Below are 21,503 nucleotides of genomic sequence, written 5' to 3'. Positions count from 1 at the left end.
CCTGCGCCTGTGACACGGCGCCGACCCTCCGCGGCGACGCGCCGGCGGCACAAGGCGGCACAGGGCAGCGCCTCAACCGATGTGGAGGGCGCGGTGGTCGGGGTCCTCGCGCGGCATCTCGCGTGACGGGGCGCCGTGCAGCTCGATGGTGTCGGCGCCGGTGCGGATCGAGGGAGCGGTGACGGCGTCCTCGACCAGCGACGTCACGAGCGGTCGGGTCAGAGCGGTGGTGGACACGGTTCGTCGTGTCTGCGGCGGTCACCAGGTGATGTCGCGCGCGCTGCGCGCGGAGGAGGCGAGGCGCGTGGGGGGCTCGCCTACGGACAGCCGGTCCACGACGGCGACCACACCGTCCACCCGCTCGGCGAGTCCGACGAGCGTCCGAGCCAGGTCCTGTTGCCTGACCCGGCCTTCGAGCGTCACCACACCGTCCAGTACATGCACGTCGATCGCGTCGTCGCTCAGACCCAAGGCATCCACCAACACGTCCTCCCGTATGCGGCGTCGTATCTCCCGATCCGGTCGCAGGAAGACGCGGAGCAGATCGCGGCGGGTCACGATTCCCACCAGCCGTTCCTCCTCGTCGACGACGGGCAGGCGCTCCACTCCACGGCGGACCATCAGCCGGGCGGCGTCCGAGACGGTCTCCTCGGCGTGCACCGTGACGGCCGGCGCCGTCATGACCTCCCGCGCGGTCAGCCGGCGGCGCGCCAGCAGGTCGGACTCCGACACGACTCCGACGACGCGGTCGTCCTCGTCGAGGACGGGCACACCGCTGATGTCGTGCTCGGCGAGCAGCTTCGCCACATCCCGGAACGGTGTCGTGGGGATGACGGAGACGACGCTGTCGGTCATCAGGGCGCCGACTTTCAGGTGCTTCATCGTCGCGCCTCCTGTTCCGACGACCCGGGCGGTGGCTGATCCCCCGCTCCACCACCGTCTGCCGTGCGCCGAGCGACCTGTGAGGGCCGAACGGTGCAACCTCCGGCCCGACCGGACCAGCGTGACCGGGAAGGGACCTTTGGTCCCTCCTCTGCCCCCAGCGGCCCTCGAACCGCCCTGACGCGGCATGCCACGGTCGAGGTTCGCGGAGCACTCCCGGCGACCGGACGAGGAGGAGCCATGGACGTGATCACCGGCCCTGCCGTGTGAGCCCATCATGACGTCCTCGGCAACCGCGTCGACCCGCGACGCGACGGGCCTCACCGCGACGGAGGCCGCCCGCCGGCTCGCGGAGGACGGGCCCAACGAGGTCTCGGCGAGGAAGCCCGTACGGCTCCGCAGCCGGGTCCTGGCGCAGGTGCGGGACCCGCTGATCATGGTGCTCCTGGGGGCCGTGGCACTCACCCTCGCGATCGGCGACCACCCCGACGCGATCGTCATCGCACTCGTCGTCTCCGTGAACACCACGGTCGGCGTCGCCCAGGAGATCAGGGCCGATCACGCCGTCGCCGCCCTCTCGGACCTGAGCGCCCCCCACGCGCGCGTTCGGCGCGACGGTTCCGTACGCGACCTGCCGGCCGCCGTCATCGTTCCCGAAGACGTCCTCCTTCTGGGCGAGGGCGACATCGTGCCCGCCGACGCCGAACTCACCGAGGCGTCCGCCCTGCTGCTCGACGAGTCCATGCTCACCGGGGAGTCGGTACCCGTCGACAAGGAGACGGGGTCGACCCTGAGCGCGGGCACCGTCGTCGTGCGGGGCCGTGGCGTGGCCACGGTCACGGCCACGGGGGCCGCGAGCGCCCTCGGTCGCATCGCGGCCCTCCTCGACGACCGCCGCGAGCCGACCCCGCTGCAACGACGCCTCGCCGCCCTCGGGCGCGTGCTGGCCGCGGTGACCCTCGGCCTGTGCCTGCTGGTCTTCGCGCTCGGCCTGGCGCGGGGACTCCCGCTCGGCACGATGGCGGTCACCGCCATCAGCCTGGCCGTCGCCGCCGTCCCCGAATCCCTCCCCGCAGTCGTCACCCTCGCCCTTGCCCTCGGCGCGCGCCGCATGGTCGCCCGGCACGCCCTCGTCCGCCGGCTGCCCGCCGTGGAGACGCTCGGCTCGGTTTCCGTCCTCGCCACCGACAAGACCGGCACCCTCACGGAGGGCCGCATGGTCGTCCAGCACGTCTGGACTCCGCAGGCGAGCGCGGAACTCACGGGCGTGGGGTACGAGCCCGAGGGCGAGGTCCTGGTCGCCGGACGACCCGCACGCCCAGGAGAGCTCGCGTCCGTACGGGAACTGCTGACCGTGGCCGCCCTCTGCAACGACGCCGTGCTGCGCCCGCCGGACTCCGCCGCGCCCGACGCCCTGCCGCGCCCGCCGGGCCGCGCCGCGCCCGATGCCCTGCTGCGTCCGCCGGACCCCGCCGCGCCCGACGCCCTGCCGCGCCCGTCGGACTCCGCCGCGCCCGACGCCCTGCTGCGTCCGCAGGGCCCCGCCGCGCCCGACGCCCCGCCGCGCCCTGCCGCGCCCGAAGTCCTGCCGCGCCCGTCGGACTCCGCCGCGCCCGGCTCCCGCTGGACGGCACTGGGCGACCCCATGGAGGCCGCTCTGCTCACCGCCGCGGCCAAGACGGGGTGCCCGGACCCGGTGGAGCTGTCAGCGACCTGGCCCCGGATCGGCGAGGCACCCTTCGACAGCCTCCGCCGACGCATGACCACGCTGCACGCGGCCGGGCAGAACCGGGTGCTCGTCTGTCTCAAGGGCGCCCCCGAAGCCGTACTCGACCCCACGGTCCTCGAAGTCGGCCCGGGCCCCCTCGCACAGGCCCGTCAGCAGGCCGCGCGGCTGGCCGAGCGCGGCTACAGGGTGCTCGCCGTGGCCTCGGGGACACGGGACGACGCACCGCACGAGATCACCGCGGCGGAAGCGGGGCTCACGCTGCTCGGCCTCGTCGCCCTCAGCGACCCGCCGAAGTCGCGCGCCGCCGCAACCCTCGCCGCGTGCCGCGCGGCGGGCATCACCCCCGTACTCATCACCGGGGACCACCCCGCGACCGCCCGAGCGGTGGCGTCCCGCGTGGCGCTCCTGGGAGACGACGGTGAGGCGGACGGACAGGTCGTCACCGGCGCGGACGTGGCGGCCGGCCGGGTCGCCGACCTCACCACCGTCCGGGTCTTCGCACGCACGGACCCGCAGCAGAAGCTGGACATTGTGGAGGCGTGGCGGGCCAGGGGAGCCGTGACCGCCATGACCGGCGACGGGGTCAACGACGGTCCCGCCCTGCACCGGGCCGACATCGGCGTCGCGATGGGGGAGCGCGGCACCGAGGTGGCGCGGCAGGCGGCCGACCTCGTTCTCACGGACGACGAGCTCTCGACGGTCGTGGCGGCGGTCGAGGAGGGGCGGCGTGTCTACGACAACATCCGCCGGTTCCTGGTCTACGGGATGGCCGGCGGCGGCGCCGAGATCCTGGTCATGCTGACCGGCCCGCTGCTCGGACTGCCCCTGCCCCTCCGGGCGGGACAGATCCTCTGGATCAACCTCCTCACCCATGGCCTCACCGGCGTCGCCATGGGCGCCGAACCGGCCGCCCCCGGCACGATGCGACGTCCACCCCGACCGCCGGACCAGCACATCCTCGGCGGCGGCGCCTGGCAGCGGCTGCTCCTTCTCGCCGCCGTCGTCACCACCGCCACGCTCGGCGCGGGACTGGCCGCCCGGGCCCTCGGCCTCGCCTGGCAGAGCGTGCTCTTCCTCGCCCTGCTCGCTGCCCAGCTCGGCGTCGTCCTGGGCCTCCGCGCCCGGCTGCTCACCCGGAAGAACCCCTTCCTGCCGCTCTCGGTCCTCGCCTCCGCCCTCCTGGCCGGTGCGGCCCTGTACCTCCCCTTCCTGAGTTCGGTCCTGGAGACCGAACCGCTCGGCTGGGCGGGCATCGGCCTCGCCGCCGTCTGCGCGCCGGCCGGCTTCCTCGCGGCTCGTCTCGTACGGACCGCTTTCCGGCGGACGATCCCAGCAGGAACCGCCGGGCCACCGGCGCTACGGTGAATGCGGGAGCGACAGGTGCCGTCCGGGCGCCTGACGCGACCGGAGGTATCAATGGTCCGGGAGGACACCGAGTCCGCGGACGCGCGGCTCCCACGGCTGAGACTGGACGAGCTGCTCGACGAGCTCCAGGCGCGCATCGACGAGGTCCGGGGCACCAGGGACCGGCTCAACGGGCTTCTCGAAGCCGTCATGTCGGTCGGCCGGGAGCTGGACCTGCCCCAGGTACTGCGCGGGATCGTGGAGGCGGCCGTGACCCTCGTGGACGCCGAGTACGGGGCCCTGGGGGTCATCGGCGAGGACCGGAGGCTCTCCGAGTTCGTCACCGCCGGCATCGACGACGAGCTGCGCGCGCGGATCGGCGCGCTGCCGTCCGGCCACGGCATCCTGGGCGAGCTGATCCGCAACCCCGAGCCGCTGCGTCTGTCCGAGCTATCCCAGCACCCGGCGTCGTACGGCTTCCCGCTCCACCACCCGCCGATGCACACGTTCCTCGGTGTCCCGATCCGAGTCCGCGACGAGGTGTTCGGCAACCTCTACCTCACCGAGAAACGGGGCGGGGTCGACTTCGACACCGAAGACGAGGCCGTGGTGACGACCCTCGCCGTCGCGGCCGGCATCGCCGTCGAGAACGCCCGGCTCTACGAGGAGGGCCGGCTGCGGCAGCGCTGGCTGGAGGCGAGCTCCGACTTCACCAGCGCGCTCCTGTCGGGCGTGGAGGAGGCGGAGGTCCTGGACGGGATGCTGGAGCGGGCGGTGGACATCACCGACGCCGACATCGGCGTCTTCTACCTGGTCGGGGCGGGCGGTGAGCTGCGCGGATCGCTGGCCAGCGGCGAAGGCGCGGAGGCCCACCGGGATGTCGTGCTGCCCAGCAGCGAAGGAACACTCGCGGCCGCGGCTCTGACGGAGGACGGTCTGATCGCCGCGGCCGACATCGAGAACGACGCGCGCATCACCGTGCAGCCCGAACGCTGGAAGGGCTTCGGACCGGCGGTGGCCGTCACGGTGGGCACGAAGGAGCGGCTGAGCGGAGTGCTCATTCTCGCCCGGCGGCACGGACGGTCACCCTTCGCGGGCGCTGAGATCATCGACCTGCCCGGATTCGCGGGACAGACGGCCCTCGCCCTCGAACTGGCCGAACGGCGCCGTGACGCCGAGCAGGTGAGTCTGCTGGAGGACCGCGACCGGATCGCCCGAGACCTGCACGACCTCGCGATCCAGCGCCTGTTCGCCACCGGGATGACGCTGCAGAGCGCCCGTCGGTTCGTCGAGCACCCGGAGGCAGCGGACCGGCTCGCGCGGGCGATCGACGACCTGGACGCCACCATCAAGATCATCCGTTCGACCATCTTCGGACTCCGGGAGCATGAAACCCCCGGAACCGCGCCCAAGCTCAGGAGCCGCATCGTCAAGACCGTGGACCAGGCCGTCGCGACGCTCGGGTTCGCCCCCGCTCTGCGCATGGAGGGCCTGCTCGACACCGACGTGACGGCGGAGACGGCCGATGACGTCGTCGCGGTGGTCGGCGAGGCGCTCACCAACGTGGCCCGGCACGCCCGGGCCCGCCATGTGGAGGTGGCGGTGGTCGCCGAGGAAGGCGTCCTGGCGGTGACGGTGAGCGACGACGGCGTCGGCGTCCCGCCGGGCGCCACCCGCAGCGGACTGCGCAACCTCACCGAACGGGCCGAACGACTGGGCGGCGAACTGTCGGTCCGAGGCCGGCCGACCGGGGAGGGCGGGACCGTACTCGACTGGCGCGTCCCGTTGCCGCCCGGCCAGGGATGAAGGCATCGGCGCGGTGGAACCTGCCGCGGCGCGCCGTTCACCCGGACGCACTGCGCGCGGTGGCTCGCCCTCGGCCGGCGGGCCGAGGGCGCCGCGCCGGGGGACGAGCCCCTGGCCCCCGCCTCGTTTGCCGCCCTCTCCGGCGGGTCACCTGTGACGACGTCAGTGAGACGCGCGAGGGAGTGCAGCATGCCGGGAGCGGAACTGGAAGAGTGCCGGGTCGAGGCGGTCGACGTGCATGCCTTCGAGGTGCCCACCGACGGCCCCGACGGCAAGGAACAGGACGGCACGCTGGAATGGGGATCCACCACGATGGTCCTCGTCCGGGTCCACGCCGGCGGCAGCACCGGCCTCGGCTACACCTACGGAGACGTATCGGTCGCCTCCTTCGTCGCCTCGCAACTGGCGCCGCTTCTCGAAGGACAAGGAGTCCTGGCGCCGCCGGCCCTGTGGCACCGCATGGGGACGCACATCCGCAACGCCGGCCGGCCCGGGGTGGGCGCCATGGCGCGCTCGGCGGTCGACGTCGCGCTGTGGGACCTCAAGGCCCGGCTGCTCGGCCTGCCCCTGGTGCACCTGCTGCCCGCCTGCCACGACCGGGTTCCCGTGTACGGCAGCGGCGGCTTCACGAACTACCCGCCGGGCCGGCTCACCGAGCAGCTCGCCGGCTGGGTCGACCAGGGCATCCCCCGGGTCAAGGTGAAGACCTCCCGCGAGCCGGACCGCGATCCGCAGCGCCTGACGGCCGCGCGCGAGGCGATCGGCGACGAGGTGGAGCTCTTCACCGATGCCAACGGCGCGCTCTCCCGCAAGGAGGCCCTGTACTGGGCCCGGAGGTTCCACGAGGAGTGGGACGTGCGCTGGTTCGAGGAGCCCGTCAGCTCGGCCGACCTCGAAGGGCTGCGGCTCCTGCGGGACCGGGGCCCCGAGCGTCTGGAGATCGCCGCCGGCGAGTACGCCTTCACCTCACAGGACTTCGTCAACCTCGTGGAACCCGCCGCCGTGGACTGTCTGCAGGCCGACGTGACCCGCTGCGGCGGCATCACCGGCCTCCTGGAGGTCGCCGGCCTGGCAGCGGCCCGGCATCTCGACCTGTCCGCCCACTGCGCTCCGGCGCTCTCCGCCCACGCGTTCTGCGCCGTGGGCAGGCTGCGGCATCTGGAGTACTTCCACGACCACGCCCGTGTCGAAGGGCTGCTGCTCGACGGCACCCTGTCGCCCGCCGGAGGCGTACTGCGACCCGAGACCGACCGCCCCGGCCTCGGCCTGGAGGTCAAATGGGCCGACGCCGAGCCCTATCGGGTGTACGGGGCGCGCCCCGCCGGCCCGCACGCGCACAAGGAGAAACGAGCTCCCGGGTGACATCGGGCAGGGCGCCCGCAAGAGCTTCGCGCCCGCCGCCCGGCCCTGGACGGCCCTGTCACCCGCACGGACCGGACGTCAGGGCACCCGAAGCAATGTGGTGACAGGCTGCGAACGTCGGGACACGTCTGCCATCCGGCAGGCCCGTGCCGGCCGATTCGACCTGCACCTGCACCTGCACCTGCACCCTGCGCGCCGAAGCCCCCGCGTGCGTGATGTCCTACCTGACGGAACGAGGGAGCGCACATGCCCGAGACGCCGCCCGACGGCCGCATCACGTCGCCCATCCCGGCGGACGACAGCGACCGGCAGTCACGGCGCGCCACGCCACAGGCTGCGGACATGCCCGATCTGCGGCGCGTCGGCGCCCACCCGGACCACTGGTACCCGGTCGCGCTGTCGCGGGAGGTGCGGCGCGGGCGAGCGCACGCCACCGCGTTCGGTGGTGAGCGGATCGTGCTCTTCCGCGGGGCGAGCGGGGCCGTGCACGCCTTGGAGGACCGGTGCGCCCACCGGCAGGTCCCCCTGAGCATGGGCGTGGTGGAGGGAGAGGCCCTCCGCTGCTGCTACCACGCCTGGGCGTACCGCGGTGACGGCCGCATCTCCGAGATCCCCTACCTCGCCAAGGGGGACGCCCGACCACCACGCGGGGTACGTGCCTTCCCCGTCCGCGAGGCGTACGGACTGGTATTCGTCTTCCCCGGAGCCGCGGACAAGGCGGCCGACACCACGCTGCCCCGCCTCACCGCCTTCTCCTCCGCGCGGTACAGAACGATGACGTTCTCCCGGACCGTGCACTGCCACTACTCGTTCATGCACGAGAACCTGCTCGACATGAACCACCAGTTCCTCCACCGGGGCGTCGTCGGCAGACTGCACCCGGAACTGCTGGGGCACACGACCGGGCCGCACTCGGTCGAGGCCAGGTACCTGTTCAGTCACGCGGGGGGAAAGCGCAGCCGCAGTGCCGGCCTCCTCTCCGGGGAGGGCCTCGGCGGCGGATCCCGGGACGTGATGACCATTCGGACCGAGTACCCGTACCAGACCCTCGACCTGGTCCCGGAGAACGAGGAGCAACCGGCTCTTCGCCTCTGGACCGCGTACGTCCCCCTGGGCGCCGACCAACGCAAATGCCGCGCCTACGGCCTGCTCATGATCAGGAAACCCGGAGTCCCGGGCGTTCTCCGGCTGGCCTGGCCCTTCATCAGACGGTTCACCGAGCGGGTGTTCGCCCAGGACCGCATGGCCGTCGAAGCCGAACAACGCGCCTGGGACGAGCAGGGCGAAGACCGCAACCACGAGGTCTTCCCCCTGATCCTGAACGTCCGCGAGGTGCTGCGCTCCAACGGCGTCCCCCTCCGGCCCCCGGCTACCCCCTGCGGCCTCTGAGGACGTCAGCTGCTTCGGTCCTTGCGCAGGAACGTGCGCAGCCGGCGCAGCGGCCAGGTGTTGATCACGTCGTCAGGGGTGAGCCATCCGCGCTGCGCCGTGCCGACTCCGTAGCGGACGTACGCGAGGTGGGGGAGCGAGTGGGCGTCGGTGTCGATCGCGAACTTCACCCCGTACTCCCTGGCCCGCAGGACGTCCTCGTCGCACAGGTCGAGACGGTCGGGCTGGGCGTTGATCTCCAGGGCCGTTCCGGTACGGGCGCAGGCGGCGAACACCTCGTCGAGATCGGCGTCGATGCCCGGCCGTCTGCCGATCAGCCGGGTGGTGGGGTGTCCGATGATGTTCACGTGGGGGTTCTCGCAGGCGCGGACGAGCCGTCGGGTCATCGCGTCCCGGTCGAGGCCGAAGTGGGAGTGCACCGAGGCCACGCAGATGTCGAAGCCCCGGAGGAACGCGTCCGGCCAGTCCACGTCCCCGACGGGGTCGATGTTGAGCTCGGTGCCGTGCAGGAGCCGCATCCTGCGGCGCCTGCCGTCCAGCGCCCGCACGTGCTCGCGCTGGGCCAGCATCTTCTCGTCGGTCATGCGCTGCATGGCCATGTCGGGCGCGTGGTCGGTGACCGCGTAGTACGCGAGACCCCGCGCGGCCGCCGCCGCCACCATCTCCTCCAGGGGAGCGAGGCCGTCGGTGAGGTCGGTGTGGGTGTGCAGGTCGCCCCTGATGTCGTCCTCCGTCACGACCTCGGGCAGCTCGCCGCGCAGACCCGCCTGGATCTCCCCACGGTCCTCGCGCAGCGCGGGCGGGATCCACGGCAGACCGAGCCGGCCGTACACCTCCTCCTCCGACCGGGAGGCGATCCGCTGTCCGCTCTCCGCGTCGAACAGGCCGTACTCGGACAGCTTCAACCCGGAACGGACGGCGATCGTACGGGTATGGATGTTGTGCGCCTTCGACCCGGTGAAGTACTGCAGGGCGGCCCCCCATGAGTCCGGCCGCACCACTCTCAGGTCGACCTGGAGCCCCTTGACCGTTCGGACGGAGGTCTTCTTGGCACCGTGGACGAGGACCTCGGCGGTGGAGGGCAGCTCGGTGAGCGCGTCCATGAACGGTGCGGACCGGTCGGCGGCGACGAGGACGTCGATGTCGCCGATGGTCTCCCGCATGCGGCGCAGCGAACCGGCGTACGCGCAGTCCTCACAGCCGTCGATCCCGGACAGGGCCGTGACGATGTCCTCGGCGGTCTCCGCGGCGGTGCTCAGCAGGATCCGGCCTCCCGCCTGCCGCATGAGGTCGATGCCGTGCAGGATGTTCGCCTCGGTCTTCTCCCCGAAGCCCCTCAGGCCGCGCAGCCGCTCCGCCTTGATGGCGTCGGCCAGCTCGTCCACCGACGAGATGCGCAGGTCCTTGTAGAGCATCATCGCCCTCTTGGGGCCGAGGGTGGGGATGGCCATCAGCTCGCGCACCCCGGCCGGTATGCCGGCCCGCCGCTCCTCGACCACCGCGACCTTTCCGGTGCGGAAGTACTCGATGACCTTCTCCGCGATCGACCTGCCCACGCCGGGGATCTCCCGCAGCTCGTCCGCGCCGAGATGGGACACGTCGCGGGGGTACCCGCCGATCGCGCGGGCCGCCTTCTCGTAGGAGCGCGCCTTGAACGCCTCGCCCCCGGTGATGGCGATGAGGTCCGCGTACTCCTGAAGGAGCGCCTCGACCTCCTCGTTGGTCCGGACCACGTGTTCCAGTCTAGGAGGCGGGCACGAAACGGACAGGACGGTCTCGCCGCTCGCGTCCGGGCTCCTGGCGGGAGCGCTCAGAAGAAGCTGAGAACTTCGCGTGCCAGGCTGACGCACCTGTTCGACACATGGTGTGAACCCGATCCAGCGAAGGAGCCCACGTGAGCCTGGTCAACGGCCTGCCCGCGCACATCCTGCTCGTGCATTTCGTCATCGTCCTCGTTCCCCTGACCGCGCTCGCGCTCGTCGTCAGCGCGATCCGGCCGGCGGTGGCACGGCGCATGGGCATCGCGCTGCCGTTGCTCGCCCTGGTCACGCTCCTGAGCGTGCCGCTCGCCACGCAGGCCGGCGAGTGGCTGGAGCGGCACGTCGAAAGTGACGCCCTGGTCCGCCGGCACGCCGAGCTCGGCGACGGGCTGCTGCCCTGGGCGGCGGGGCTGTTCGCGCTGGCGGTCTTCGTCTGGTGGACGGCCCGCCGCAGCGCCGCGACGGCGCCCGTGTCCGGGGCCGTGTCCGGAACCGAATCGGTGCCCGGGGCCGTGTCCGGGACCGAACCCGCGCCCGGGGCGGCCTCGTCGCGTACGCCCTGGCCGGCCGCGCCGGTGCGGATCGTGGCGATGGTCCTGTCGCTCCTCGTGGCCGTGGGCGCCGCCGTGGACGTGTACCGGATCGGTGACTCGGGCGCGAAGGCCGCGTGGCACGACGGCTTCTCCCAGACGGCGACGGGCGGGCACGGGGACGAGGACTGACCCGCCGCGTGCTCTGTCCCGGCCCGGCTCAGGCGACGCCTCGCGGAATGCGCACCGTGAACGTCGTCGACCCCGGTCCGCTCTCCAGGCGCACGCTCCCTCCGTGTGCCTTCACGACGGCCGCGACGATCGACAGGCCGAGGCCCGCGCCGCCGCCCGCGTCCTTCGTCCGGCGGTCGGCACGGGTGAAGCGTTCGAACACGCTCGGCTGGACGTCCTCCGGAACCCCGGGCCCGTCGTCGTGCACCTTCACGGTGGCGGTCGCCTCGTCCGCTTCGAGGGTGACCGTCACCTTGGTGCCGGCGGGAGTGTGCGAACGGGCGTTGGCCAGCAGGTTGGCCAGGACCTGCTGCAGACGGTGCTCGTCTCCGGTGACCGTCACCGGTTCCTCGGGAAGGTCCAGTTCCCAGCGGTGGGCAGGGCCCGCCACCTGTGCGTCCGTCATCGCGTCGAGGATCATGCGCGTGAGGTCGACGGGCACCGCTTCGAGCGGCCGGCCCGCGTCCAGGCGGGCGAGCAGCAGCAGGTCGTCGACCATGGCACCCATCCGGCCGGATTCGGCGACGATGCGTTCCAGGGCCCGGGTGATCTCCGGCGGCACCGGCCCCGGGTGCAGCAGGGCGAGTTCGGCGTGGCCGCGTACGGTGGCGACCGGGGTGCGCAGTTCGTGACTGGCGTCGGCGGCGAAGCTGCGCAGCCGCTCTTCGCTGGCGTGCCGTTGGGTGAGGGCGCTCTCGACGTGGCCGAGCATGCGGTTGAAGGCGCCGGCGACCACCCCCACCTCGCTGCGCGGGTCGGGCTCGGGGACAGGCGCGGGCAGCGTGACCTCGCCACTGGCGAGCGGGAGTTCGCTGACCTTGGTGGCCGTCGCGGCGACTCGGCTCAGCGGGCGCAGCGACCAGCGCACCCAGAAGGCCCCCGCGACGCCGGTGACGGTGAGAGCCGCGCCGAACACGATCCCGGCGACCAGTTCCAGCCGGTGGACGGGCGCCTCGACGGGCTCCCAGGGCAGTCCGGTGATCAGCACGTCGCCGTCGATTCCCGCCGCCGCCATGACCCGGTAGTCGCCCAGGGCGGCGAGATCGAGGGTGTGGCCCTTGGCGTCGACCGGGACCGCGGCGAGCCGCTGCACGTCGGTGGCGGTCAGGGTGACGTACGCGGTGCCGTCGGAACGCACGACGGCGGCGTCGGTGACCGTGCCCCCGCGCAGGCGGGCGCCGAACGTGCCCGTGGTCTGGCGGCGCGTGTCGCCGTACTCGTCGCCGTCGTGGTCGTCGGGCAGCCGGCCGCGGTGCTCCAGGCTCGCCGGGAAGCGGGCGCCGGCCTGCCCGAGCTGTTCGTCGAGGCGGCTGGTCAGAAGGCCTTCGAGCCCGACGACCGCGGCCACGCCGACGGCGGCGCAGCAGACCGCCAGCAACACCACGAGCCCGAAGGTGAGCCGCGCGCGCAGGGTGCGGGGAAGCGGCCACCTCAGCCGCCGCCCCGGCGTCCAGTGCGGCGTCCAGCGCGGCCTCCATCGCGGCGGCCACCTCATGCGGAGGCCGGCTTCAGTACGTACCCCGCCCCGCGCACCGTATGGATCATCGGCTCGCGGCCCGCGTCCACCTTCTTGCGCAGGTACGAGATGTACAGCTCGACGACATGGGCGCGGCCCCCGAAGTCGTACGACCAGACCCGGTCGAGGATCTGCGCCTTGCTGAGCACCCGCCGCGGGTTGCGCATCAGGAAGCGGAGCAGGTCGTACTCGGTGGGGGACAGGTCGATCAGCGTGCCCGCCCGGGTCACCTCGTGGGCGTCCTCGTCCATCACCAGATCGCCCACGGTCAGCAGCGGGCCCTCGGCCGACTGCCGGGCCATGCCCGCCCGGCGCAGCAGTCCGCGCACCCGGGCGACGACCTCCTCCAGGCTGAACGGCTTGGTGACGTAGTCGTCGCCGCCCGCCGTGATGCCCGCGACGCGGTCCTCCACCGTGTCCCGGGCGGTGAGGAAGAGCACGCAGACATCCGGCCGGACCGCGCGCAGCGCGCGCAGGACGGCCAGGCCGTCGGTGTCCGGGAGCATCACGTCCAGGACCACGGCGTCCGGCATCAGCTCCCGGGCCGCGGCGACAGCCGAGGCCCCGTCGTCGGCCGTGCGGACCCGCCAGCCCTCGTAGTGCAGGGCCCCGGACAGCACCTCGGCGAGGTCGGGGTCGTCGTCGATGACGAGGATCCGCAGCGGAGTGCCGTCGGGGCGGGTGAGGGCGGGGCGACCGGAGCGTGTGGTGTTCATGGCGTCTCAAGGATCCCCCCTCACGGCGGTGCCGGGCGCACACGAACGCTCTGAGTTTCCTCTGAGACGCCGAGGCCGAGGCGCATGAGCGCACGTGAGCCGCCCGAGAGCCGCACGTGAGCCGCACGTGAGCCGCCCGTGAGCCGTCCGAGAGTCATTTCGGGGTGCCGTTCGGGGGGCGTCGGGAGCCGACGTTCTTAACGGCTCCTTGACACGCTACTGACGGGTTCTTGACGTACATTTCCTGCCAGGTGTGCCGGGAAGTCTGGTCGGCGTGTAGTCGTCTCGTCCCTTCCCGAAAGGGTCCTGTCGTGACCTTCCCCAAGACCGCCGACGGCGCTCTCACCGCGCCTCTCCCGGCGGTGCCCGGTCCCCGCCGCTCGGTTCTCTTCTTCGCGTTCGCGTTCGCCGTGATCGCCGACCCCGTCTCCTCCGTCGCCTACGCGATCGAGGCCGCCCTGCACGCCCTGCACGGCGACCTCGCCCTGCTGCTGCCCACCATGTCCCTGGTGGTCGGCCTGGTCGTGGTGGTCACCGCCAACTACTGGCAGCTCGTACGCCGCTTCCCCAAGGGCGGCGGCGCCGCGGCGGCAGCCGGGCGGGCGTTCGGCGCGAGGTGGACGTTCCTGCCGATCGGCGCCCTGGTGGTCGACTTCGTCCTCACCATCGGCATCTCGATCGCCGCCGCCGCGAGCGCCGTGATCGCCCTGTTCCCCGCCCTGGCACCGGTTCGCATCCCGCTCGCGCTGCTCCTGCTGGTGGTCGTGGCCGGGCTGACCTGGTTCGGGCACGGCGGCCGGCTGCTGTTCGCGGCGATGACGGTGGTGTTCGTCCTCGCGGCCGCCGCCGTGGTGGTGCTCGGCTTCACCGCCCCGCACAGCATCGGCACCGCACCCGCCCACACCGACCCCGGCCGCTCCGCCGTCTTCGCCGTCGTCCTCGCCTTCCCCGTCGCCATGGCACTGGCGACCGGCGTCGAAGCGCCCTCCACCGCGATCGCCCAGCTCGGCCAGCTCGACGACACCCACCGCCGGCGCTTCGGCCGCGGCACGCTCGCCCTGCTCCTGGTCATCGTCGGCGGCCTCACCCTCGCCCTCACCGCTCTGGCCGTGCGGCTCCACATCGGCCTGCCCGGCGCCGACTCCACCCAGATCGCCGACATCGCCCACGCCGCCGCCGGACCCGGCTGGCTCTACGGCGCCTTCCAGCTCACCAGCTCGCTGCTGCTCCTCGCCGCCGCCAGCTCCTCCTTCCAGGCCGGCCCCGGGCTCCTCAAGGCCCTCGCGGGAAGCGACGCACGCCCCGGCGTACTGCCGACAGCGCTCGGCCGCACCAACAAGCACCACACCCCGTACTGGTCGGTCGTGGTTTTCCTCGCCGCCGCCGCGGTGATCATCGTCGCCGCCGCCGGCCAGGAGCAGGAGCTGGTGCTGTTCTACGCGGTGTCCGTGTTCGTCAGCTTCCTGGTCGGCCTGCTCGCCATGACCCGCTTCGCCCGCGCCGAGCGCAAGCCGCTGCTCGCCGCCGTCAACGGCATCGCCGCCTCCGCGGTCGCCTTCACCCTCCTGGTCAACCTGCTCCGCGGCTGGCCGGTCCTCTCCCTCGTGGCCACCCTCGCCGTCGGCGGCGGCCTCTACATCCGCTGGACACGAGCGGGCAGGCCCAGCGGCATCGAGGACGTCGAGGCCCGGGCCGAGGCCGACTGAACCAAGCGGACCATCCACCGGAACCATCCACCGGAACCATTCGGCCGAACCACCGGCCGGCCGCTGAGCGGCCGACCGATGGTCGCAGCTGTGGTGGGACGCCTCGTCAGTTCGCCGGTGAGGCGGACGGTCGGGCGCCGGGGAGCGAGGCGTCGATCTCGCGGGCCGCGACGGGCCACTCGTCGTGGTACAGCCGGAACGGGATGGCCTTCTCGAACAAGGGGGTCCCCAGGATGGCGATGCGCGCCAGGACGGCCCCGTTCACGTCGAGCCCGGCGTAGAGCGAGGCCTTGCCCCGGACGGCCGGTACGCCGTCGCCGGAGTCGATGCCGACCGTACCGTCCACGTCCGCACGCAGGTACGGCTCGACGGTGGCTTTCAGGCCCACGGCGTCGTAGAGGGCGACGGAGCCTTCGGCCGTCAGGCCGGTACGGACCGAGGCGCGGCCGGTGAACGTGGCCCTGACCGGGGACACCTTGGTGCTGACCGGCTCGGTGGTGGAGGTCCAGCCGCCGGCCTTGGTGTAGTCGGCGTGGACGGCCCAACTGCCGTCGAACGTCTGGGTGGTGTCGACGGTGACGGTGCCGTCGGCGGTGGCGACGGCGTACACGGTGGTGTTGAGGACGATGACGACGGGCACCTCGCCGACCATCACCACCGGGGAAGCGGTGAGCGTGGCGATCGGGATCCTGACCTCCGTGGAGTCGGACAGGCCGGCGGTGAGGTGCCAGTCGGCGTGCGCGCCCAGGTCGAAGCCGACCCTGGCCTGCTCCGGGGCGAGGATCCCGTGGGCGCCTCGGTACGAGAAGGCGACGCTTGGATCGAGCGAGACCGAACCCGCGAGCGTGGCCTTGGCGCCACCAGGCAGCGGGACGACGGTGCTCGCGTCCAGCTGCAGCACGGCGGAGGCCGAACCCTTGCCGCCGTCGGGGTTCGGGACGTAGGACGCCTTGAGGTCCTTGAGCTTCGGGATCACCTGGATCTTTCGCGGGTCCAGGGCGCTCTTGACGTCGGCCCAGCTCTGTCCGAGCAGCTCGGATATGGCGGCCGGACGGGTGCTGACCTCCAGCTTCCCGTCGCCGGCGGGCTCGACGCGGGTGATCGCGAGCAGCGCGCCCTGGGGTGCGACGGCCGACGGAGGGCTGTCGATCAGCTGCCCGGGCCGCACAGCCGCGACGGCCGCCGCGGTGGTGGAGGGGCTCGGGGTGCCCTTGCCGGTGCCGGGCATCGTGAGCACTGCCTTGCCGGTCCGCCGGTCGTAGGCGTCGAGGCTGAGGCCGCGGGTGCCGTCCACGACGGAGGGCCTACCGGACCCGGACGACGAGCGGGAGACGATGACGGGCGACTTCGCCGCACCGGCGTCGGTCGAACGGGCCGACGCCTCCGCGGACGAGGCCGTCGGCCGGCTCCCGGCCCTGGCGGCCTTCGGGCTGCCGGTGGTCGCCGCGGGCAGGCTCCCGTCGGCCGGCTGGGTCGTTCGGGGCAGGGTGCTCTCGACGGCGGTGTCGGCCGAGTGAGCGGGCGTCGCCGTCTGGCCGCAGGCGCTGAGTGTGACCGCCACGGACATGGCGAGTACGGGCACGCGTAAAGCGCGCACGAGGGTACGCATGGACATGCGGAAGGGTCCCCCTGGACATGGGTGGTCAGTGATGCGAGCAGGCCTGCGCGCCGCATGCTACTGACAAGTAATCGGGGAGCGTTAACTTCACCTCAAGGGAACCTCAACCGGCATGCGCAGCAGACGAGATCAGGGGATCACCCAGGCGTCGGCGCGCTTTGCGTGTGCGTCAATGGAACAGGTGGGACCGCTGGCGCGCACCGGGAGGGTCGAAGTTCATCCCGTTGTCGTCGAGCGCGTTGAAGACGGTCACGCGACCCGTCTCGAAGGCGAAGCTGACGTCGATGTTTCCCTGAGCGACATCCGGGCCCGTCCACTCAAGGAGTTCGACCCCCTTGAGGGGCAGCCCCCGCACAGCCCGGAGCCCGGGAAGCGGTTCGGGCCGCCACTGCAGGTCGAAGCCGGGCCACCGAACAGGAAGGGCGAAGTCGATGGTGTTCCACGTGAGGGAGAGGTCGCCGAACTTCTGATGGTTGACCTCGACCTGCTCGCCGTCGAAGTCGAACAGCACCGGGCAGTCGCAGAACCACTCGTCGTCCTTGACGTCCCAGACCATCCAGACTCCCGTGAGCGTCCGGCCGGCGAGACCGCGCAGACGGTCCCCGTGCTCCTGCACCACGTCACTACGGCCGTGCAGCCACGCCGGCTGGTAGCCCGTGATGCCGAAATCGAACATGTTGTCATCCTGTCAGAAGGCCACTCCACGGCTCAACGCAGTCCCGAACCAACCGTCAACTTCTCAAACCGTGGCGACGGTGGCCAGCGCCTCGTGGTGTGTCGCGGACGCCGGGCGGGGGGCCGGGGCTTCAGCGGACGGGGTAGCCGTAGGTGTAGCCCTGCTCCTTGAGCCGGGGGAGGAGCCGGCGCAGGGCCTGGACGGTCTGGGACCGGTCGCCGCCGGCGTCGTGGAAGAGGAGCGTCGGTCCGTTGGGGAGTTCGCGTTCGACGGTGGCGACGATGGCGTCGGTGCCGGGTCGCTCGAAGTCCTTGCTGTCGACGTTCCAGCCGAGCGGACGCATGCCGCGGGAGGCGGCGAGGTTGCGGCTGTAGGGAGTGAACGCCCCGCCGGGCGCCCGGTAGTAGACGGGACGTATGCCTCCGGACGCTTCGGTGATCATGCGTTCGGCGTCGAGGATCTCCCGCTTCTGGTAGGCCTGGGAGGCCTTGTCCATGGCGGTGTTGTGCGAGACGGAGTGGTCGCACAGCCGGTGTCCGTCCGCGACGACCTTCTTGACGAGGTCCGGGTGCGCCTTGGCCTGCGTCCCCACCATGCAGAACGTGGCCTTCACCCCGTACTCCCGCAGCACGTCGAGGACTTGAGGGGTCCATACGGGGTCGGGGCCGTCGTCGATGGTGATGTTGACGCCCCGCGCACCGGCGTCCGAGGCGTGCGCGATGATCGCCGACACGGGCTTGGCGACGTTGCCGGGAGTGGCCGGCGTGCTCGCCTTCGGCGGCGAGTCGTTCGTGGGGTCGGCCTGCGCGGTCCACACCGAGGCCCCGGTCGCGAGGACCGTCACCCCCAGCGCCGCTCCGACCAGCTTGCCGTACCAGCCCTGCGCACCACCGTGCCGCGCCATGTGTCCGCCCCCAAATCTCATCCGCGGTTCCGCACCGAATCCCGGTCGCCCTGCGACCACTTCTCAGGACGACGCTCGGCGGCCGGGGGATGCGTCCGTTACCGATCGCGGACAATTTCGGGAGAGTTCAGGGACAAACCGCGTCGGCGCGGGTCTACCTCCGGTCTTGGGCCGCCGCCGTTGCTCCGGTACTCGCGGGCCGCTTTGTCAGTGCCACGTGCCACCGTGAGGCGCATGACTCTTGGCGCCACCACGCGCGGAGCCGGCGGGTCCTTGGTGCGGGTCGCGCCCGCGAGCGAGAGGGCCGGTGCACGAAGTGGTGGACGGGCCGCCGGGGATGAAGCCGCAGCGGCGGTGGCGCCGTCCGGACCTCCTCAGGTCGGGTAGGTGATCGAGCCCAGCGGCGGGCACGGGACGAGCGTGGTGCCGGCGCCGGGACGTTCGACGAAGGCCCGGGCCTCGGCGGCCCGCAGGCGCCGGGAGTCCAGCTCGTCGGCGTGCCAGGCGTCGCGCCGCGCACGGGGGTGGTCCCAGGAGTCGTCGATGAGGCTGAGGCTGGTGTTGCCGGAGCTGCGCTGGAACTCCGCCTTCATGACGGCCTGTTGGAGTGCCGTCTGGGTCGCGGCCAGATCGATCCGGGCGACCAGGACGCCGAGGGTGTTCGGTTCGCGGGTCGGCATGGGGGCCTGGGGAAGCAGCGACACCCCGGTGTCGAGGCGGCCGATGTTGTCGACGCTCGCTTGCTGGGCCTCCCTCGACATGACCTGCATCTCCTGGTGCAGCCAGAAGAGCTCGTCGAGGTCGGCCGCGGTGATGCGCATCCGCTCGTACAGGGCTCGGAACCGGGGATCGTCGTGCAGCGGACGTATGGGGTCGGCGTGGAGCGTCACGCAGTCGTTGTAGCCCGCTGTCACCGCGGCGTCGAAGTGGAGGACGGCCTGATCCCTCTGTCCGTTCACGCAGGCAAGGACACCGAGGCCCGCATGGCCCGCGGCGACGAGCCACGTGCCGTCGGGGCCGAGCGCCGTGGCGCGCGCGACGACATCGTGGAGGCCCGCGGTGCCCACCGCGGCGGGACCACTGGTCAGGAGCGCCACGAACAGTTCGTGAACGCGGGCGGCCAGCGAGTTGACGGTGTCGACCATGTATCTCCTCGAACCTCGGTGGTGAAGAGCGGAAGGACGTGGTTCCGTCGAGCCTCTGGAGGTCCCCGTGGACATGACGGACGGACGGCGTGAGCGGTTCCCGGTCGGGCCGGCACGGCCCGGGCCGGGCCGTGATCACCGCGCCGGCGACGACGAGCATCCCGACCGATTCTCTTCATCGGTCGGGATGCTCGTCATTGCCGAAGCCCTCCGGTGCCCGTGCGAAGGAGCGCGGCCGCAGCCGGCGTGTGGGTCAGATCAGGCGGTGGTCGCCACGTTCGTCAGCCAGGCGTTCCAGTCGCTCTCGTAGTCCAGCGAGGTGAGGAAGGAGCGGGCGGCGGTCCAGTTTCCGGTGCGATAGTAGCCGAGAACGGTCGCGACGTCGGCCGGGTGCTGCTCGATCATGTAGCGGGCGGCCAGGTAGCCCCAGTTGTAGGTGCGGTTGACGTCGCTGTTGTCGTAGGTGGTGTCGAACAGCGTGCGCAGGGAGTACGTGTGCTTGCCGGCCTCGGTCAGGGCGTTGGAGTAGGTGACGCCGCGGTAGGAGTAGGAGATGTACTCCGCGACGCCCTCGCCCCACCACACGGTGGGGGTGGTCTGACTGGCGTTGAAGTCGCCGTACAGGTCGAAGCGGCCGTCGAGGTAGTGGGTGTACTCGTGGTTGAGGTTCCAGATCTGCCAGCCGGGGCTCACGTCGGTGCGCTCGTAGCAGATGAAGCGCGGCTGGTTGCCCGTCTTGGCCGGGTCTCCCTCCAGGTACATACCGCCGTTGTTGGTGTCGATGCCGTAGATCCTCCCCGCGTAGGCCTTGTAGTCGGCGCTTGAGTTGAAGACGTCGACCTCCAGGGTGGTGTTGTAGTCGTCGGCGACCGGCCCCGCGTCCTTGACCACGCTGTGGAAGTAGGCGTCCTGGTTGGCCAGGCTCGAACAGGTCGCGTTCAGCTGGTCGGCGGTCATTTCCTGGGCGCGGATCCGCAGCGACGGGCTGCAGGTGTAGACGATCGGCAGGATGCGCGACTCCAGCCTGCCGCCGGTGGTCGCGGTCGCGCCGGGAGCGCCTTGGACTCTGCCGTGGGCCGGGCGCTGGCCCGGGTCGGCGAAGACGTGATCAGCCGTGGGTTGGGCCTGAGGTGCCTGCGAGGCCTGGGCGGGAGAGGCCGCGATGGCGGCTATGAAGAGTGCGGTGGCGACGGCCATGGCGCGCAAGGTTCGCTCCTGGAGAGGGGAGTAGGGGTCCCGTCCGCAACGGGCTGGGCTGTAAAATTGCACATGTCACATGGCTTTTCAATGACTTTGACAGGGACACATCGATTCCGTTTCGTCGCCTGAGGCGGCGCAGGCGCCTGAGGGCCGGTTCCGTCGGCCGGGGCAGCAGAGGGACGACAGCGGAAGTAGTCGCAGGTCCGCCTTGTCGGTGAAGTCGCGCCGCTCGCGTCACGCCGTCTGCTGCCGTGGCGCAGCGGGCGCGCGGCGCGCGCATTCACGCCCCGGTTCCGGTGTGGTGTCCCAGGCGCGGCCGCGATACTGGCCGCCATGGCAGAAACCCCCGACACCACCCCGGCGGCCCCGTTCTCCCGGATCAAGATCCGGACCGGGGCCGTCGTGTTCTGCGGCAACGACGTCGCACTCATCCGCCGAGACCGCTCCGAATCCACCCACTACACCCCGCCCGGCGGCAACGTCGAAGACGGCGAAGACCTCCACCAGGCCCTCGCTCGGGAACTCGCCGAAGAGCTCGACCTCGACATCGGCCAGGCGGACGGCGGCGACCTGATGTGGGTCGTCGACCAGCGGGTCACCCGACCCGGCCTGACCCCGCCGCCGCGCAAGCTCCATCTGATCTACCGCCTGCACATCACCCCCGAAGTCCGCGCCACCCTCGCCGAGACCGAGCAGGACGAACTTCCCGACGGCAGCCATGAGGTCGGCGTCATCGAATGGGTCGACTACCGCACGACCGCCGAGCTGCCGATCTTCCCGCCCATCGGCCCCGCGCTCGCCGCCCTGCCCGACCCCCGCGCCGCAGTCGCCGACGCTGCCCTCGAAGCCGTCACCGACGAGAACTACACCTGGGTCTGAATTCGGGCTGCTGGCGGTTGGGACATCTGGTACGTCGAGGCCGGGAGGCTCGGGCTGGGACCGCTCCCTACGGGGAGCTGCGGAGGCGGAAACGCGGCCCGGCGGCGCAA

Annotated in this window: 17 protein-coding genes and 1 pseudogene; 8 read left to right on the top strand and 10 right to left on the bottom strand. The window is 72.0% G+C overall.

What is annotated here, in order from left to right; translation table 11 throughout:
- Window positions 1–72: 72 nt before the first annotated feature.
- Entirely contained in the window at window positions 73–237 is a 165-nt protein-coding gene (locus tag ACWEJX_RS15680) for a hypothetical protein (RefSeq protein WP_451607984.1), read from the bottom strand.
- Between the two features lie 21 nt (window positions 238–258).
- Window positions 259–882 (bottom strand): CBS domain-containing protein, encoded by a 624-nt coding sequence (locus tag ACWEJX_RS15675; RefSeq protein ID WP_451607983.1) that lies wholly within the window; start codon window positions 880–882, stop codon window positions 259–261.
- A gap of 277 nt (window positions 883–1,159) precedes the next feature.
- Here ACWEJX_RS15675 and ACWEJX_RS15670 point away from each other — a divergent pair, with 277 nt between their 5' ends.
- The 4 genes from ACWEJX_RS15670 (at window position 1,160) to ACWEJX_RS15655 (ending at window position 8,512) form a co-directional block, all read left to right on the top strand.
- The gene (locus tag ACWEJX_RS15670; RefSeq protein WP_451607982.1) at window positions 1,160–3,976 is read left to right on the top strand and encodes a cation-translocating P-type ATPase; all 2,817 of its coding nucleotides are present in this window, start codon (window positions 1,160–1,162) and stop codon (window positions 3,974–3,976) included.
- A 51-nt stretch (window positions 3,977–4,027) separates the two neighbouring features.
- Window positions 4,028–5,761 carry a GAF domain-containing protein gene (locus ACWEJX_RS15665; protein ID WP_451607981.1) on the top strand — a complete coding sequence of 578 codons (1,734 nt, stop codon included), beginning with the start codon at window positions 4,028–4,030 and terminating at the stop codon, window positions 5,759–5,761.
- Window positions 5,762–5,950: 189 nt separating this feature from the next.
- Entirely contained in the window at window positions 5,951–7,123 is a 1,173-nt protein-coding gene (locus tag ACWEJX_RS15660; RefSeq protein ID WP_451607980.1) for an enolase C-terminal domain-like protein, read from the top strand.
- Window positions 7,124–7,465: 342 nt separating this feature from the next.
- Complete coding sequence (locus ACWEJX_RS15655) at window positions 7,466–8,512, top strand: Rieske 2Fe-2S domain-containing protein (protein ID WP_451608013.1); 1,047 nt, start codon at window positions 7,466–7,468, stop codon at window positions 8,510–8,512.
- Between the two features lie 5 nt (window positions 8,513–8,517).
- On the opposite strand, the gene polX is transcribed toward ACWEJX_RS15655, so the two are convergent.
- Window positions 8,518–10,245 carry a DNA polymerase/3'-5' exonuclease PolX gene (gene polX / locus ACWEJX_RS15650; protein WP_451607979.1) on the bottom strand — a complete coding sequence of 576 codons (1,728 nt, stop codon included), beginning with the start codon at window positions 10,243–10,245 and terminating at the stop codon, window positions 8,518–8,520.
- A gap of 161 nt (window positions 10,246–10,406) precedes the next feature.
- Here polX and ACWEJX_RS15645 point away from each other — a divergent pair, with 161 nt between their 5' ends.
- A complete protein-coding gene (locus ACWEJX_RS15645; protein WP_451607978.1) occupies window positions 10,407–10,994 on the top strand; it encodes a DUF2231 domain-containing protein in 588 nt (195 codons plus the stop codon).
- 28 nt (window positions 10,995–11,022) lie between these two features.
- Here the strand turns inward: ACWEJX_RS15645 and ACWEJX_RS15640 are convergent, their stop codons facing one another.
- Together ACWEJX_RS15640 and ACWEJX_RS15635 are read right to left on the bottom strand one after the other, a co-directional pair.
- Window positions 11,023–12,528, bottom strand: a complete 1,506-nt coding sequence (locus tag ACWEJX_RS15640; RefSeq protein ID WP_451607977.1) for an ATP-binding protein — start codon at window positions 12,526–12,528, stop codon at window positions 11,023–11,025.
- Window positions 12,525–13,265: a response regulator transcription factor gene (locus ACWEJX_RS15635; protein WP_451607976.1), complete on the bottom strand. Its 741-nt coding sequence runs from the start codon at window positions 13,263–13,265 to the stop codon at window positions 12,525–12,527. The genes ACWEJX_RS15640 and ACWEJX_RS15635 overlap by 4 nt, the downstream gene beginning before the upstream one ends.
- A gap of 311 nt (window positions 13,266–13,576) precedes the next feature.
- On the opposite strand from ACWEJX_RS15635, the gene ACWEJX_RS15630 reads away from it, so the two are divergent.
- Window positions 13,577–14,971: an amino acid permease gene (locus ACWEJX_RS15630; protein ID WP_451607975.1), complete on the top strand. Its 1,395-nt coding sequence runs from the start codon at window positions 13,577–13,579 to the stop codon at window positions 14,969–14,971.
- Between the two features lie 106 nt (window positions 14,972–15,077).
- Here the strand turns inward: ACWEJX_RS15630 and ACWEJX_RS15625 are convergent, their stop codons facing one another.
- Window positions 15,078–16,265 carry a hypothetical protein gene (locus ACWEJX_RS15625; RefSeq protein WP_451607974.1) on the bottom strand — a complete coding sequence of 396 codons (1,188 nt, stop codon included), beginning with the start codon at window positions 16,263–16,265 and terminating at the stop codon, window positions 15,078–15,080.
- Here ACWEJX_RS15625 and ACWEJX_RS15620 point away from each other — a divergent pair.
- Entirely contained in the window at window positions 16,255–16,488 is a 234-nt protein-coding gene (locus tag ACWEJX_RS15620) for a hypothetical protein (RefSeq protein ID WP_451607973.1), read from the top strand. The two genes, ACWEJX_RS15625 and ACWEJX_RS15620, sit on opposite strands and share 11 nt — an antisense overlap.
- A 270-nt stretch (window positions 16,489–16,758) precedes the next feature.
- Here ACWEJX_RS15620 and ACWEJX_RS15615 read toward each other — a convergent pair whose 3' ends face one another.
- From ACWEJX_RS15615 to ACWEJX_RS15600, 4 genes and pseudogenes are all read right to left on the bottom strand, one after another.
- The gene (locus tag ACWEJX_RS15615; protein WP_451607972.1) at window positions 16,759–17,265 is read right to left on the bottom strand and encodes a hypothetical protein; all 507 of its coding nucleotides are present in this window, start codon (window positions 17,263–17,265) and stop codon (window positions 16,759–16,761) included.
- Between the two features lie 130 nt (window positions 17,266–17,395).
- Window positions 17,396–18,169, bottom strand: coding sequence for a polysaccharide deacetylase family protein (locus tag ACWEJX_RS15610; RefSeq protein ID WP_451607971.1), 774 nt, complete (start codon window positions 18,167–18,169; stop codon window positions 17,396–17,398).
- 374 nt (window positions 18,170–18,543) lie between these two features.
- Window positions 18,544–19,314, bottom strand: a complete 771-nt coding sequence (locus ACWEJX_RS15605) for a hypothetical protein (protein WP_451607970.1) — start codon at window positions 19,312–19,314, stop codon at window positions 18,544–18,546.
- A gap of 270 nt (window positions 19,315–19,584) precedes the next feature.
- Window positions 19,585–20,340: pseudogene (locus tag ACWEJX_RS15600) on the bottom strand (collagenase); the annotation flags it as partial.
- Window positions 20,341–20,847: 507 nt separating this feature from the next.
- Between ACWEJX_RS15600 and ACWEJX_RS15595 the strand changes: the two are divergent.
- The gene (locus ACWEJX_RS15595; RefSeq protein WP_451607969.1) at window positions 20,848–21,393 is read left to right on the top strand and encodes an NUDIX domain-containing protein; all 546 of its coding nucleotides are present in this window, start codon (window positions 20,848–20,850) and stop codon (window positions 21,391–21,393) included.
- The last annotated feature ends 110 nt before the right edge of the window (window positions 21,394–21,503 follow it).

The sequence above is a fragment of the Streptomyces sp. NPDC004788 genome, assembly GCF_053601115.1.
This window is presented reverse-complemented; position numbering and strand designations above follow the sequence as displayed.

Coding starts and splice junctions, on each gene's coding strand:
- ACWEJX_RS15675 (WP_451607983.1), bottom strand. CDS start 882: ATGAAGCACCTGAAAGTCGGCGCCCTGATGACCGACAGCGTCGTCTCC.
- ACWEJX_RS15670 (WP_451607982.1), top strand. CDS start 1,160: ATGACGTCCTCGGCAACCGCGTCGACCCGCGACGCGACGGGCCTCACC.
- ACWEJX_RS15665 (WP_451607981.1), top strand. CDS start 4,028: ATGGTCCGGGAGGACACCGAGTCCGCGGACGCGCGGCTCCCACGGCTG.
- ACWEJX_RS15660 (WP_451607980.1), top strand. CDS start 5,951: ATGCCGGGAGCGGAACTGGAAGAGTGCCGGGTCGAGGCGGTCGACGTG.
- ACWEJX_RS15655 (WP_451608013.1), top strand. CDS start 7,466: ATGCCCGATCTGCGGCGCGTCGGCGCCCACCCGGACCACTGGTACCCG.
- ACWEJX_RS15640 (WP_451607977.1), bottom strand. CDS start 12,528: ATGAGGTGGCCGCCGCGATGGAGGCCGCGCTGGACGCCGCACTGGACG.
- ACWEJX_RS15635 (WP_451607976.1), bottom strand. CDS start 13,265: ATGAACACCACACGCTCCGGTCGCCCCGCCCTCACCCGCCCCGACGGC.
- ACWEJX_RS15615 (WP_451607972.1), bottom strand. CDS start 17,265: ATGTTCGATTTCGGCATCACGGGCTACCAGCCGGCGTGGCTGCACGGC.
- ACWEJX_RS15610 (WP_451607971.1), bottom strand. CDS start 18,169: ATGGCGCGGCACGGTGGTGCGCAGGGCTGGTACGGCAAGCTGGTCGGA.
- ACWEJX_RS15605 (WP_451607970.1), bottom strand. CDS start 19,314: ATGGTCGACACCGTCAACTCGCTGGCCGCCCGCGTTCACGAACTGTTC.
- ACWEJX_RS15595 (WP_451607969.1), top strand. CDS start 20,848: ATGGCAGAAACCCCCGACACCACCCCGGCGGCCCCGTTCTCCCGGATC.